15 protein-coding genes are annotated in these 12,569 nt (G+C 63.8%); 11 read left to right on the top strand and 4 right to left on the bottom strand.

Annotation, left to right across the window (positions count from 1 at the left end; genetic code table 11):
- The first annotated feature begins 183 nt into the window (after nt 1-183).
- A complete protein-coding gene (locus tag JQC81_RS30550; protein WP_203275541.1) occupies nt 184-864 on the top strand; it encodes a hypothetical protein in 681 nt (226 codons plus the stop codon).
- Between the two features lie 3 nt (nt 865-867).
- Here JQC81_RS30550 and JQC81_RS30545 read toward each other — a convergent pair whose 3' ends face one another.
- The 3 genes from JQC81_RS30545 to JQC81_RS30535 all read right to left on the bottom strand — a co-directional run bounded on the left by JQC81_RS30545 (nt 868) and on the right by JQC81_RS30535 (nt 3,702).
- Nucleotides 868-1,800, bottom strand: coding sequence for a ribose-phosphate pyrophosphokinase (locus JQC81_RS30545; protein ID WP_190842710.1), 933 nt, complete (start codon nt 1,798-1,800; stop codon nt 868-870).
- 155 nt (nt 1,801-1,955) lie between these two features.
- Nucleotides 1,956-2,480, bottom strand: a complete 525-nt coding sequence (locus JQC81_RS30540) for a hypothetical protein (protein WP_203275540.1) — start codon at nt 2,478-2,480, stop codon at nt 1,956-1,958.
- Nucleotides 2,481-2,523: 43 nt separating this feature from the next.
- Nucleotides 2,524-3,702 carry a benzoate/H(+) symporter BenE family transporter gene (locus JQC81_RS30535; protein WP_203275539.1) on the bottom strand — a complete coding sequence of 393 codons (1,179 nt, stop codon included), beginning with the start codon at nt 3,700-3,702 and terminating at the stop codon, nt 2,524-2,526.
- 113 nt (nt 3,703-3,815) lie between these two features.
- Between JQC81_RS30535 and uvrC the strand changes: the two genes are divergently transcribed.
- The 4 genes from uvrC (at nt 3,816) to JQC81_RS30515 (ending at nt 7,240) form a co-directional block, all read left to right on the top strand.
- Nucleotides 3,816-5,822 carry an excinuclease ABC subunit UvrC gene (gene uvrC / locus JQC81_RS30530; RefSeq protein WP_203275538.1) on the top strand — a complete coding sequence of 669 codons (2,007 nt, stop codon included), beginning with the start codon at nt 3,816-3,818 and terminating at the stop codon, nt 5,820-5,822.
- Nucleotides 5,823-5,917: 95 nt separating this feature from the next.
- Nucleotides 5,918-6,514, top strand: a complete 597-nt coding sequence (pgsA, locus tag JQC81_RS30525; protein WP_246520775.1) for a CDP-diacylglycerol--glycerol-3-phosphate 3-phosphatidyltransferase — start codon at nt 5,918-5,920, stop codon at nt 6,512-6,514.
- A gap of 5 nt (nt 6,515-6,519) precedes the next feature.
- Nucleotides 6,520-6,771 carry a molybdopterin converting factor subunit 1 gene (gene moaD / locus JQC81_RS30520; protein ID WP_203275536.1) on the top strand — a complete coding sequence of 84 codons (252 nt, stop codon included), beginning with the start codon at nt 6,520-6,522 and terminating at the stop codon, nt 6,769-6,771.
- A gap of 13 nt (nt 6,772-6,784) precedes the next feature.
- Nucleotides 6,785-7,240, top strand: a complete 456-nt coding sequence (locus JQC81_RS30515) for a molybdenum cofactor biosynthesis protein MoaE (protein ID WP_203275535.1) — start codon at nt 6,785-6,787, stop codon at nt 7,238-7,240.
- Nucleotides 7,241-7,244: 4 nt separating this feature from the next.
- Here the strand turns inward: JQC81_RS30515 and JQC81_RS30510 are convergent, their stop codons facing one another.
- Entirely contained in the window at nt 7,245-7,814 is a 570-nt protein-coding gene (locus JQC81_RS30510) for a GNAT family N-acetyltransferase (protein WP_203275534.1), read from the bottom strand.
- An 88-nt stretch (nt 7,815-7,902) separates the two neighbouring features.
- On the opposite strand from JQC81_RS30510, the gene JQC81_RS30505 reads away from it, so the two are divergent.
- The 6 genes from JQC81_RS30505 to JQC81_RS30480 all read left to right on the top strand — a co-directional run bounded on the left by JQC81_RS30505 (nt 7,903) and on the right by JQC81_RS30480 (nt 12,493).
- Entirely contained in the window at nt 7,903-8,160 is a 258-nt protein-coding gene (locus JQC81_RS30505; protein ID WP_203275533.1) for a hypothetical protein, read from the top strand.
- Nucleotides 8,161-8,722: 562 nt separating this feature from the next.
- Nucleotides 8,723-9,745 carry an extensin-like domain-containing protein gene (locus tag JQC81_RS30500; protein WP_203275532.1) on the top strand — a complete coding sequence of 341 codons (1,023 nt, stop codon included), beginning with the start codon at nt 8,723-8,725 and terminating at the stop codon, nt 9,743-9,745.
- A gap of 82 nt (nt 9,746-9,827) precedes the next feature.
- Complete coding sequence (locus JQC81_RS30495) at nt 9,828-10,259, top strand: hypothetical protein (RefSeq protein ID WP_203275531.1); 432 nt, start codon at nt 9,828-9,830, stop codon at nt 10,257-10,259.
- A gap of 92 nt (nt 10,260-10,351) precedes the next feature.
- A complete protein-coding gene (locus tag JQC81_RS30490; RefSeq protein WP_246520773.1) occupies nt 10,352-10,918 on the top strand; it encodes a ribonuclease T2 family protein in 567 nt (188 codons plus the stop codon).
- 52 nt (nt 10,919-10,970) lie between these two features.
- Entirely contained in the window at nt 10,971-11,819 is an 849-nt protein-coding gene (locus tag JQC81_RS30485) for a 23S rRNA (adenine(2030)-N(6))-methyltransferase RlmJ (RefSeq protein ID WP_203275529.1), read from the top strand.
- A 68-nt stretch (nt 11,820-11,887) separates the two neighbouring features.
- The gene (locus JQC81_RS30480; protein ID WP_203275528.1) at nt 11,888-12,493 is read left to right on the top strand and encodes a glutathione S-transferase; all 606 of its coding nucleotides are present in this window, start codon (nt 11,888-11,890) and stop codon (nt 12,491-12,493) included.
- Nucleotides 12,494-12,569: the final 76 nt, after the last annotated feature.

Genomic DNA, 12,569 nt, shown 5'->3' with positions numbered 1-12,569 from the left:
CCGACCAAAGCTTCTCCGCAATGATCTATCTCGCCGCCGCCGTCATCAATTCACGATGAATCCCCACAAGCCTTAGAACACGTCACAAGAATTCTGAATTCGAACCTGCCGGAGCGGCAGAAGCTTGAGCAAACCCTCCGCGCCCTCGCCAAGTGGCGCTCCCAGCTTATTGGATCGACCCTGGTGGCCCATTCCGGCACAGTGGTTCAGGATGGTCCCTTCAAGGGCATGACCTATTTAGCGACCCCATCCGAGGGTGGCATCGCGCCCAAGTTGCTCGGGGTCTATGAAACGGCTCTGCACGATGTCTTCCTCGCTGCGCCCGAAAAAGAGTATGACGCCGTCCTCAACGTCGGCTGTGCCGAAGGCTTCTATGCGGTCGGATGCGCGGGTTTGTTGCCAGACACACCAGTGTTTGCCTGGGACATCGATCCCGTAGCCCGCCACAAATGTCTGGAGTTGGCCCGCCTGAATGGGGTCGAAGCACAAATCGATCTTCGCGAGCGCTTCGAAGCGCAGCATGTGAATTGGGTGTGGAGCGAGCTGTCCACGAAGCTCGGGCGTCACCCGAAAGGGCTTCTCGTGATGGATTGCGAGGGAGCAGAGTTCGATCTGCTCGACCCGCAGGCAGGGAATTTCCGCTGGCTCGATCTTGTCGTCGAGGTTTATCCAAGGCGGGAGCGGACGGTGAGGGCACTCGTGGAGCGCTTCGAAAGCACACACACTGTCGAGGAGCGGCAGGCGCGCACCGGAGTCCCGGATCTGCCGCCGTGGCTCGAGAAACTCGGGCATCTGGACCAGCTTCTGGCTGTCTGGGAGTGGAGAGCCGTCCCCACTCCATGGCTGGTCATGCGTGCCAGATAAGGCTCAGTCGAACAGGCTCGACACCGAGCTTTCCGTCGCCGTGCGGCCGATGGCTTCGCCCATCAGGGACGCGATGGAGATGACCCGGATGTTGTGGGCCGCCTTCACCGCCTCGGTGGGCATGATGGAGTCGGTGATCACGAGCGCCTTCAGGCGGGAACTGGCAATGCGGGCCACGGCGCCGCCGGATAGCACCCCGTGGGTGATGTAGGCGTAGACCTCCTTCGCACCATTGGCCAGGAGGGCGTCGGCGGCATTCACCAGGGTGCCGCCGGAATCGACGATGTCGTCGACCAGGATGCAGGAGCGGCCGGACACGTCGCCGATGATGTTCATCACTTCGGACTCGCCGGGGCGATCGCGGCGCTTGTCGACGATGGCGAGCTGGGCATCGATGCGCTTGGCGAGCGCGCGGGCGCGAACCACGCCGCCCACGTCCGGCGAAACCACCATCCGGTTGCCGCCGTCAAGGTGTTCCTTGATGTCGCGCGCCAGGATCGGCGCGGAGAAGAGGTTGTCGGTCGGGATGTCGAAGAAGCCCTGGATCTGGCCGGCATGGAGATCAAGCGTCAGCACACGGTCGACGCCCGCATGGGCGATCATGTTGGCCACCAGCTTGGCCGAGATCGGCGCGCGGGAGGCGGACTTCCGGTCCTGCCGGGCATAGCCGAAATAGGGAATCACCGCCGTGATGCGGCGGGCCGAGGCCCTGCGCAGCGCATCCGTGATGATCAGGAGTTCCATGAGGTGGTCGTTCGTGGGGAACGAGGTCGACTGGAGGATGAACACGTCCTCGCCGCGCACATTCTCCTGGATCTCGACGAACACCTCCATGTCCGCAAAGCGCTTCACCTGGGCTCTGGCCAGGGGAACATTGAGATAGGCGGAGATGGCCTCCGCCAGCGGACGATTGGAATTTCCCGCAACGAGCTTCATGAAAGCAACTTTGGCTCTGTGTGACCGACAATGCCCGTTGCGCAACGCCATGATCTCTGCGCCTTCGGGCGCAAGGGTCTTAGCAGCGATATCAAACCGTCACAATACACGTGAGCGGCTTTGATGGGCCGCAATACCGGGTTGTTGCCATGCGATCATTGCATTGCAACCTGGTTCTCCTCATCCGGTGTCCCCGTGGGCTGGGCCTCCGCCGTCTGGATCGGTGCTTCGGCTGTGGCCTGAGGCTCGGACTTGGCCGCACTCAGGAACTCGGCAATCTCGCCCATGCTGTCCTGGGCCAGCTTGGCGAGAGCCTGCTTGTCGAGAGACGACATGGAAGCGGCCGGGACGGGGCTCGACCCCTCCAGGCGCTTGGCCCGCCGCTTCTGGGAATCGAACACATCCCAGACATAGGCCACCTTGGTTTCGCCGTCCTCGGTCGCAGTCGAGAGATAGCCGCGAACCCGGTAGCGCGCCTCCGCGCTGGCGCCGACGAGATCGACCTTGCGGTCGGTGGCTGCGGTGGCGAGCTCTTCGGCCAGGGCGGTGCGGATTGGAGCCGGTGCCCCGTCGATGCTCTCGAGAGCAACGGGAATGCCCTCGGGCGATGCGCTGAAGGTGCCCTGGCAGGCTCCCAGGGCCATCGTCAGCGCGATTGTGCCAAGCCGTGCAAGCGTCATCCCAGAGCCCCCGTTCTTGTTTCTTCGTAACGAAGTCTTAAGCTTAACGGGGCCTCCCGTCCAGTTCAGCCTGACGCGGCCGGATCGCCAGCGAGTCGAGCCCCAGGGTCATGAGACCCGCCACCAGCCCCCAGAACGCGGAGCCGATGCCGAGGAGGCTAAGGCCGGAGGCCGTCACCGCCAGGGTGATCACTGCTGGAAAGACCTTGGACCCTTCGGAGAGGGCGGAGCCTAAGGCTCCCGCGAAGGCTCCCAGGAGGGCCAGCCCCGCCACGGTCTTGATGAGTTCCGGCGGCAGTGCCGCGATTAGGCCGATCAGAGCGGCGCTGAAGGCGGCAAAGACCAGATAGCTCAAGGCGTAAAAGGGTCCGACCATCCAGCGCTTCGCCGGGTCGGGGTGGGTGTCGGGCCCGGTGCAGATCGCCGCCGAGATGGCCGCGAGGTTGCTCGTATGGGCGCCGAAGAGGGCCGTGACCAGGGAGGCCAGCCCGGTCACGGCCAGGATCGGGCGGGAGGGCGGCTGATAACCGGAGGCCTTGAGCACCGCAAAGCCCGGCAGGTTCTGGGACGCCATGGTCACCAGAAACAGGGGCAGCCCGAGCCCGATCAGCGCCGCGGGCTCGAAGGCAGGCGCAATGAGGGTGAGGGAGGAGAGGCTCAGGTTCGACGTCAGCGGCTGGGCCATTCCACCGCCGAAGGCGATGCCGAGGCCCACGAACAGCACGGCGAGCACGGCCAGGGCCGGATTGAACAGGCGCGCCACCAGGAAGATGGCCACAAGGGGCAGGACGAGGCCGGGCGCTCCTTGAGCGCTCTGGAACACCCCGACGACGAACTGAAGCAGAACGCCTGCCAGCATCGCGGCCGCGATGGAGGTTGGAATGCGTTCGATTGTGCGCCCGAACGGCTTGATGAGGGCCGCCAGCACGATGAGGGCACCGGCCAGGAGGAAGGCGCCGACGGCCGCATGGATGGAAATGCCGGTCGACGCGGCGATAAGCGCCGCGCCTGGGGTCGACCAGGCGGTGATGACCGGCATGCGATAGCGGACGCTCAAGAAACCGCTGCTCGCCGCCATGGCGAGGCACAGGGCCGCCACCCAGGAGGAGGTCTGGGCTGCATCCGCGCCCACGGCCTGCGCCGCCGCGATGATGATCGCAATCGTGCTGCCGAACCCCACCAGGGCCGCTACGACGGCTGATGTGATAATCGACAGGCGCATGATCCGGCTCCAGACCGCATTACAGGAGCTTTGCCGTTTAGCCTGAACGGCAGGGCTGCGCCAGTTCGTCGGCGGCACTTTCCTCCGGACTCCCGAGCCCTTAAATCTCCCTCATGAGTCGCAACACCACCAATGACGTCCCGCCGGATATTCTGGACAACGAGGAAGACGATCAGTCTGTCGCCCTTGAGAGCGGCTCGGATGTCGAGTTCGACCTGGAGGCCAATCCGAGTTCGGTCCAGCGCGGCACCGAGGTCATCCGGCATTTCTGGAACACGCTTCCCAATGCGCCGGGCGTCTACCGCATGCTCGATGCCAAGGGTGACGTGCTCTATGTGGGCAAGGCGAAGAACCTGAAGAACCGCGTGGGCTCCTATGCCCGCGGGCAGGCCCATTCGAACCGCATTGCCCGGATGATCGGCGAAACCTCGTCGATGGAGTTCGTCACCACGGCGACCGAAACCGAGGCGCTGCTGCTCGAGGCCAACCTCATCAAGCAGCTCAAGCCCCGCTACAACGTGCTGCTGCGGGACGACAAGTCGCTGCCTTATATCCTGCTCACCGCCGACCATGAGGCGCCGCAGCTCGTGAAGCATCGAGGCGCGCGAAAGCGCAAGGGCGACTACTACGGCCCCTTCGCCAACGTCTGGGCGGTGAACCGCACCATCAATGCGCTCCAGCGCGCGTTCCTGCTGCGCTCCTGCAACGATAGCTACTACGAGAACCGCACGCGGCCATGCCTGCTTTATCAAATCAAGCGCTGTTCGGGCCCATGCACCAACGAGATCTCGCACGAGGATTATGCCGGGCTTGCCGCCGAGGCGCGGGCGTTCCTGTCAGGCAAGTCGAATGCGGTGAAGCAGCGCATCACCGAGGAGATGCAGCAGGCGGCGGAAGACCTTGAGTTCGAGCGCGCCGCGCGCTGCCGCGACCGTCTGGCGGCGCTCTCGGCCATCCAGGGTGTGCAGGGCATCAACACCCAGTCGGTGGAGGAGGCGGATGTGTTCGCCCTCGACGAGCAGGCGGGGCAGTTCTGCGTCGAGGTGTTCTTCTTCCGCAACTGGCAGAACTGGGGCAATCGCGCCTATTTCCCGAAGGCCGACAAGTCCATGAGTCGCGAGGAGGTGCTGGGCTCCTTCATCGCGCAGTTCTACGACGACAAGCCGGCGCCGCGCCTCATCCTGCTCTCGCACGAGATCGAGGACGCGGAGCTGATGGCGGCTGCGCTCTCGACCAAGACTGATACGAAGGTGGAGATCCACGCGCCGCAGCGGGGCGAGCGGCGTCAGCTCATCGAGTACGTGCTTCGCAATGCCCGGGAGGCGCTCGGCCGACGGCTCGCCGATACGGCCTCGCAGCAGAAGCTCCTCGTTTCCCTCGGCCAAGCCTTCGGCCTGCCGAAGCCGCCCCGGCGCGTCGAGGTCTACGACAATTCGCACATCATGGGCACCAATGCGGTCGGCGCCATGGTGGTGGCAGGCGCCAACGGATTCATGAAGCAGCACTACCGTACCTTCAACATGAAGTCGGAGGACCTGAAGCCCGGCGACGATTACGGCATGATGCGCGAGATGCTTCAGCGCCGCTTCGCCCGTCTGGTGAAGGAAGAGCCACGTGCTGCCGACGAAGATGGCGCCGCGCCCGGAGATGACGGTTTTCCCGCTTGGCCCGATCTCGTGCTGATCGATGGCGGCAAGGGACAGCTCGAAGCCGCGCGCCAGGCGCTTGCGGAGGTGGGCGTCAGCGAGGACGACGTGGCGCTCGTCGGCATTGCCAAGGGACGCGACCGCGATGCCGGCCGCGAGACCTTCTTCAAGCCGGGACAGCCGCCCTTCAAGATGCCGCCGCGGGATCCGGCACTCTATTTCGTGCAGCGCCTGCGCGACGAGGCGCACCGCTTCGCCATCGGGGCGCACCGGGCCAAGCGCAAGCGGGAGCTGGTCAAGAACCCCCTCGACGAGATCGCTGGCATTGGGCCGACCCGCAAGCGGGCGCTCCTGCATCATTTCGGCACCGTCAAGGCGATCCAGCGTGCTGCGCTGGAGGACCTGATGAAGGCGCCCGGCGTGAATGCCGCCACGGCCCGTGCCGTCTACGATTTCTTCCACGAGCGGGGTTGAGCGCGGCGGAATGTGGATCACGTAAGGGTGACGTTCCGCAATTGCGGCCCTCTGCAATTGACGGACCCTCCGTCGTCATGCTTCCTGCGGGTAATATGAAGATTGCTTCCTCTTTAAGCCGCTCGAAGGCCTTCAACCTGGCCAACATGCTGACCTATGGCCGGCTTGTGGCGGTGCCGGCCGTGGTCGGTCTGCTGTTCTGGCCCGAGGACCACTGGTCCCGCTGGGCGGCTCTGATCGTGTTTGCAGTCGCGGCCATCACCGACTACCTCGACGGTTACGTGGCCCGCACGTTTGCCCAGCAGTCGGCGCTCGGGCGCATGCTCGATCCCATTGCCGACAAGCTTCTGGTGGCCGCCTGCCTGCTGATGCTGGTGGCGGACGGCACCATCCACGGCTGGTCGCTCTGGGCCGCCATCGTGATCCTGTGCCGCGAGATCCTGGTCTCGGGCCTGCGCGAGTTCCTGGCCGAGCTGAAGGTCAGCGTGCCGGTGAGCCGGGTGGCCAAGTGGAAGACCACCCTGCAACTGGTGTCGCTGGGCTTCCTGATCGCGGGACCCGCCGGTGAGACGGTTCTGCCGAACAACACGCTCATCGGCATCGTCCTGCTCTGGGTGGCGGCGGTCCTGACGATCTATACCGGCTGGGACTACTTCAAGAACGGCATCCATCACCTCATGGACGAGGGCTAGAGGCCATGAAGCTCGTCTACTTCGCATGGGTCCGAGAAAGGGTCGGCAAGACGGACGAAGAGGTCGATTTGCCGGAGGGCATTGGAACCGTGGCCGATCTGGTGCGCTGGCTGAAGGGCCGGGGCGAGGAATACGAATATGCTTTCGAGAACGAGGGCATCGTCCGGGCGGCCATCAACCACGTCCACGTCAAGCCCGAGGCCCCGATTGCCGGTGCGCGGGAGATCGCCTTCTTCCCTCCGATGACCGGCGGCTAGCCTCAAGAACGCCATGGCACGCATGATCCGCATCCAGGCCGAGCCCTTTGATGCCGCCGCCGAGACGGCGAACCTGACGGCGGGGAGGGGGGATATCGGCGCTTTGGTCGCCTTCACAGGCCTTTGCCGGGACGAAGGCGGACGGCTTACGGCTCTGGAACTGGAGCATTACCCAGGCATGGCCGAAGCCGAGATCGACCGGATCGCCGAGCAGGCGGAGAAACGCTGGCCCCTGCTGGGCCTGACCGTGATCCACCGCTTCGGCCGGATATCTCCCGGCGAGGAGATCGTGCTGGTTCTGGCCGCCAGCGCCCATCGCAGGGCTGCGTTCGAAGCGGCATCGTTCATGATGGACTACCTCAAGACGCAGGCCCCGTTCTGGAAGCGTGAGCACCTGAAGGACGGCACGTCCGGAGCCTGGGTCGAGGCCAAGGAGGCCGACGATCGGGCCGTGGAGCGGTGGGTCTGACCCCTCAGACCTCTTTCGTGCGGATACCCTCCTGTAGTGCCTCCGGCGACGGCCAGAGATAGACGACTACCGGCCATTCGCGAGCATCGACCCTGACCATGACCGTCTCGACCACCATTCCGCCAATGGACTCGTAAAAGGAGCGGAAAGGGTTCTGCTCGAAGGCTCCGATGGAGATCGGACCCGGAGCATGAAGCTTCAGCCACTCGGCTGCCTCTAGGAGGAGTTGGCGTCCAATGCCCTGGCCTTGTTGCTCGGGTGAGACGTAGAGCAGCGTGACCCGTGCCACCGACCCCACATCATTGCGGTCTCCCAAGCGTGCGGCGAGGAAGCCGCCGATATTGCCGTCCTGCTCAGCGACGAGCAGCAATTCCTTCGCCGGATCAAAATCGGTCGAGAGCCACGTTCCTACCTCTTGAGCCCGATAGTCGGGGTCGATGCGCTGACCGAGTTCGCTTTCGCGCATGAACCCGGAATAGGCCTGATGCCAGCCATCAGCCAAAATCTGCCCGATGGCAGCGCTGTCGGCCGGTGTTCCGAGGCGTATCAACAGGTCAGGAGAGGGAAGGGGCATCAAGGCTACGCGGCATCAGAGGAGCATATCCTTGACCTTATGCCGGGAAAGGCAGACCATTGCCAGATATGACACGCGGAGAGGTCTCATGCGCAGTGTCGTCCTTGTTTTCAGCCTGATGGTTTTGGCTCCTGCAAGCGCCCATGAGCGCCCGGCGCTGCCCCAGCAGGCGCAAGCCCCCGATCACAATCCGCTCGATTGCTACTGCCGGGCACAAGGAAAGATGTTCGCACCCGGAGAGAAGGTGTGCCTGAAGACGGCTGAAGGGCCACGGCTTGCTCAGTGCCAGATGGAGATTAATGTCATGTCCTGGAGCGTCACGGAGGCGCCGTGCCCTGAGACATAAAAAACGCTGCCGGTAAGGGCAGCGCGGAGAGACCATGAAAATCGTCGAGCGGCCCACAGGGAGCCGCAGAGCACTCGGTTCAGAAAAGACCGGCCACGACGGCAACGATGAAGGAAGAGGACACGCAGACGGCAGCGATGTTGAGCTTGGCTGTCCAGTCGAGATTGGATGTCAGATACATCTTAGCCCCCTTCTGCGTGAGGGATTATTGCCCCTCTGAATGGATAGGGAGACTACCAAAACCGGGCTCCCCTGAGAAGCGCCCCTGAGGAGACAGACGACGCCCAGCTGCGTTCGTGGAATAGTTAACAAAGAGTTAACGTCTTGTTTTTATTGGCTCGTAATCGATTTCAGCTTTAGGCGAAAAAAGTTCCTGCTCTATTCTGTCGCACCGGGTTTTCTCTGACGATTTCAGAGGCGGCAAGGCTGATTGAGCTCCGAATCGGCTAAAGCATCGGACCCAAAAGTGGACTTGCACTTTTGGGTCCGATGCTTCTTCCATAATAAAGAGCATCGTGCGCTGTTGACGAGATGTTTACGGCCCCGTCCTAGTCTTCCGCCCATGCGTCGTGGGTTAGTTGCGTTTTTTGCCCTATCGCTCGTTGGGCTCGGAGTCACCGGTTGCGGACTGTTTCGGTTCGAGCAGCGCGAGCCTTGGCGCGCGCAGGCCGAAGAAGCCTGCCTGTCGCAGCGGCTCGTGCAGCCTTCGGCCTATATGGCCCTGAGCTCCAAGATCGAAGGCCCCGGCGCCTGCGGCATGGATTACCCGTTCAAGGTTTCGGCCTTCAACAATGGCGCCGTCGGCCTGAAGTCGAAGGTAACGTTGGCCTGCCCGATCATTCCGCGGATCGATACCTGGCTTGATGAGATTGTGAGGCCCGCCGCCGAGATGTATTTCGGCGTGCCGCTGGCCGACATCAAGGCGGGCTCCTATTCCTGCCGTCCGCGCAACAACCAGCGGGGCGCCAAGCTCTCGGAGCATTCCTTCGGCAATGCCCTCGACGTCATGGGCTTCGTCCTGGCGGACGGGCGAGAGGTTTCGGTCATGAAGGGTTGGCGGGGCAGGGACCCTGCCGAGCAGGAGTTCCTCCGCGAGGCCTTCGTCGGCGCCTGCCGCTACTTCACGACGGTTCTGGGGCCGGGCTCCGACGCATTCCACTACGATCACTTCCACATCGATCTGGCGCGGCACGACCCGAAAGGGCAGCGGCGCATCTGCAAGCCGATCCTGAAATTCGCGCCCCGGATCGATCCCGAGAAGAGCCAGGAAGTGCTCCAGAGCGCGGCCGCCTCAGGCGATCTGGCCCCGGTGGACCTGGAACAGGACGTGCCGGAAGGCGAGGCTTACATCCCGCCGGCCCCGGCTCCTGCTTTGGCTGCGCCCGTGGCTCCGCCACAGCGCTATTCGTCCTCGAACGGCTATGCTGCCGATCTGCCCGGGCCGGGCGGCGCCCGGGGCTCACAGCCTCCGCTCTATCCGCAGCCGCCCACCGGCCGGCCTTCGGAGCAGACCTATCTCCCGTCGCGGCCCCAGGCGCGTCCGGCCGATGCGCCGATGATGCTGAACCGCCACGCCATCTATTAAACCACAAGCGGAGCCTTGACCTTCTCGGGCTTCGCCCACATGGTCGATGGAACACAATCCGAAGACCTTTTGGAGCATCCGAATGAAGTGGCTGGCGGCTTTCATCTCCTGCATGATGTTGAGCGCACCTGCGATGGCCCGCGAGATCACCCCTGCGGAGCGGCGGGAAGAGCCTTTCGACGCCTCGCTGCCGGCCTGCGCCGATCCGTCCGTGCTCCATGACATCAGCGTCAACTTCCAGAACAAAGAATACAAGTTCTGGAACTCCAACCTCCAGATCGTCGCCTTCGAGCGGGTGCAGCAGGTGGCCTGGCGTCCTTGGGGTCTCGACTACATCCCCCGCCGCTACTGCACCGGTACGGTGGTCGTCTCCGACGGCTACAGGCACAAGATCAACTTCTCGATCCGCGAGGATCTCGGCTTCATCGGCATCGGCTGGGACACGGAGGCCTGCGTGGACGGCTTCGACCGTCACTATGCCTTCGCGCCTCATTGCAAGCAGGCCGCTCCTTGATCCTGCGCTGGTGCCTTACTTTCGCGGGCGCCTGCTTTCTCCTTCTCTCTCCCACGGCGGCTCAGGGACCGCGGGAGGCGAGGGGCGCCCCCATGGGGCAGTTCGATTTCTACGTGCTCGCGCTGTCCTGGTCGCCGGGCTTCTGCGAGAACAGCGGCAGCCGGAGCCGGCAATGCGACGCCGGTAGCGGGCTCGGTTTCGTCACCCATGGCCTGTGGCCGCAGAACGAAAAGGGCTATCCCAGCTTCTGCGAGCCCGACGGACGCTTCGTGCCGCAAACGGCCATGGCCGATGCCGACGGCCTGTTCCCGGACAGCAACCTGGCGCGCTACCAGTGGCGCAAGCATGGAACCTGTTCGGGAGAATCCCCAAGCGGCTACTTCCGGGACGTGCGCCGCGCCCGCGACCTGGTGCGCATCCCTGAGAGCTTCACGGGACTAGGCAGCCGCTCGCGGGTGCTGCCGAGCGAGATCGAGCAGGCTTTCCTGAACGCCAATCCGGGCTTGCGTCCTGACATGATTTCGGTTTCCTGCCGACGCCGCATCTTCCAGGAGGTGCGCATCTGCCTGGCCAAGGACCTGCGTGGCTTCCGTCAGTGTCCCGAGGTTGATCGAGACGGCTGTCGCGCGGGCGAGATCACGGTTCCGGCGGTAAGATAGCGCATCGCTCGGATGTGCAGCCTGCTTTTGGGTCCGATGTCGTAGGACAAACATGAACTACCGCCATGCCTTTCACGCCGGCAACTTCGCCGACGTCATGAAACACGCCCTTCTGGTGCGGATCCTCGCTTATCTGCAGCGAAAGGAGACGCCGCTTCGCGTCATCGATACCCACGCGGGCATCGGCCTCTACGACCTGACTGGCGACGAGGCCGAGCGAACCGAAGAGTGGAACGACGGGATCGGGCGCCTCGACGATGCTCTGGCCCCGGAGGCGGAGGAGATTTTTGCTCCCTATCGCAAAGTGATTGCCGATGTGCGCGCCCGGCATGGCGAGACCATCTATCCCGGCTCTCCCGGCATCGTGCGGGAGGTTCTGCGCCGGCAGGACCGGGGCGTATTCGTGGAATTGCACCCCGCCGACCACGCGGTGCTGAGCGAGGCCTTCAATGAGGTGTCCAACCTCAAAGTGATGCATCTCGACGGCTGGACGGCGCTGCATGCCCTGATCCCACCCAAGGAGAAGCGCGGTCTCATCCTGATCGACCCGCCTTATGAAAAGCCCAACGAGTTGGAGCGCCTCGGCACGGAGCTTCTCGCAGCCCTGAAGAAATGGCCCACCGGCGTCTATGCCGGCTGGTATCCGATCAAGGATGTTGGCCCCGTTGATGCGGTGGCCAGGCGGCTCCATCGGGAGAGTTCACGTCCGGGCCTACGGCTCGAACTCTATGTGGATGATCCGCGCGATGCATCACGGCTCAACGGCAGCGGGCTCTTCGTTCTCAATCCGCCCTGGTCGCTGAGGGAGGAGGCGGAGGTTCTTCTGCCCGCTTTGGCAGAGCGCCTGTCGCGCAGCGGCTACGGCGCCTATCGCTGTGAAGCCTTCGGACCCCCTGCTTAAAACGGATTGCCGCAGGCGTCCCGACCGTTCATGACTGGCCCCATTCTCTTTAACTCAGGGGTTTGCTCATGCTCGTTCTCCGCTCCTCGCCCGCTTCGCCTTTCGGCCGGAAGGTGAAGCTCACCGCCGCAATTCTCGGTCTCTCGGACCGAATCGAGATTGTCGATGCGGATACGCTGAACCCCGGGGACTCGATCCGTCAGCAGAATCCCCTGGGCAAAATCCCGGCGCTCCTCTTGGAGAACGGCGATGTGCTCTACGATTCTCGCGTGATCGTGGACTACCTCGATCATCTGGCCGGTGGCGGGCGCGTCGTTCCAAACGGACCGGAGCGGTTCACCACCCTGCGCGATCAGGCGCTGGCCGACGGCATCATGGATGCGGCGCTGCTGCAGGTCTATGAAGGCCGCTTCCGCCAGGAGGACAAACGCGAGCCGAAATGGGTCGATCACCAGGCCGACAAGGTGCGCCGCGGCCTCGACCATGCGGAGGCTCATCTGTCGGCGCCGGGCCAGAACCTGCATATCGGCCAGATCGCTCTCGCCTGCGCTCTCGGCTACCTCGACCTCCGGTTCGGTGGCCGGTGGCGGGAGAGCTATCCGAAGCTCGTTGCGTGGCTTGCCGATTTCGAATCTCGGGTTCCGGCCTATGCCAAGACCCGGGTGACGGCCTGAAACGAAAAAGGCCCGGGTTGTGACCCGGGCCTTTTCTGTCTCTGTGGGAGACGGATCTTAGTAGGTGCCGAAGCGG

It is taken from the genome of Microvirga arabica (assembly GCF_016811235.1).
In the GTDB taxonomy this organism is placed as follows: domain Bacteria; phylum Pseudomonadota; class Alphaproteobacteria; order Rhizobiales; family Beijerinckiaceae; genus Microvirga; species Microvirga arabica.
Note: the sequence above shows the minus strand (reverse complement) of the source record. Positions and strands in the feature narration are given on the sequence as shown.

What these genes read in the sequence shown, in the direction of transcription:
- JQC81_RS30540 (WP_203275540.1), bottom strand. Translation starts at nt 2,480, where the DNA reads ATGACGCTTGCACGGCTTGGCACAATCGCGCTGACGATGGCCCTGGGA.
- JQC81_RS30495 (WP_203275531.1), top strand. Translation starts at nt 9,828, where the DNA reads ATGAAGTGGCTGGCGGCTTTCATCTCCTGCATGATGTTGAGCGCACCT.
- JQC81_RS30515 (WP_203275535.1), top strand. Translation starts at nt 6,785, where the DNA reads ATGGCACGCATGATCCGCATCCAGGCCGAGCCCTTTGATGCCGCCGCC.
- pgsA (WP_246520775.1), top strand. Translation starts at nt 5,918, where the DNA reads ATGAAGATTGCTTCCTCTTTAAGCCGCTCGAAGGCCTTCAACCTGGCC.
- JQC81_RS30535 (WP_203275539.1), bottom strand. Translation starts at nt 3,702, where the DNA reads ATGCGCCTGTCGATTATCACATCAGCCGTCGTAGCGGCCCTGGTGGGG.
- moaD (WP_203275536.1), top strand. Translation starts at nt 6,520, where the DNA reads ATGAAGCTCGTCTACTTCGCATGGGTCCGAGAAAGGGTCGGCAAGACG.
- JQC81_RS30480 (WP_203275528.1), top strand. Translation starts at nt 11,888, where the DNA reads ATGCTCGTTCTCCGCTCCTCGCCCGCTTCGCCTTTCGGCCGGAAGGTG.
- JQC81_RS30490 (WP_246520773.1), top strand. Translation starts at nt 10,352, where the DNA reads ATGGGGCAGTTCGATTTCTACGTGCTCGCGCTGTCCTGGTCGCCGGGC.
- JQC81_RS30545 (WP_190842710.1), bottom strand. Translation starts at nt 1,800, where the DNA reads ATGAAGCTCGTTGCGGGAAATTCCAATCGTCCGCTGGCGGAGGCCATC.
- JQC81_RS30485 (WP_203275529.1), top strand. Translation starts at nt 10,971, where the DNA reads ATGAACTACCGCCATGCCTTTCACGCCGGCAACTTCGCCGACGTCATG.
- JQC81_RS30500 (WP_203275532.1), top strand. Translation starts at nt 8,723, where the DNA reads ATGCGTCGTGGGTTAGTTGCGTTTTTTGCCCTATCGCTCGTTGGGCTC.
- JQC81_RS30510 (WP_203275534.1), bottom strand. Translation starts at nt 7,814, where the DNA reads ATGCCCCTTCCCTCTCCTGACCTGTTGATACGCCTCGGAACACCGGCC.
- uvrC (WP_203275538.1), top strand. Translation starts at nt 3,816, where the DNA reads ATGAGTCGCAACACCACCAATGACGTCCCGCCGGATATTCTGGACAAC.
- JQC81_RS30505 (WP_203275533.1), top strand. Translation starts at nt 7,903, where the DNA reads ATGCGCAGTGTCGTCCTTGTTTTCAGCCTGATGGTTTTGGCTCCTGCA.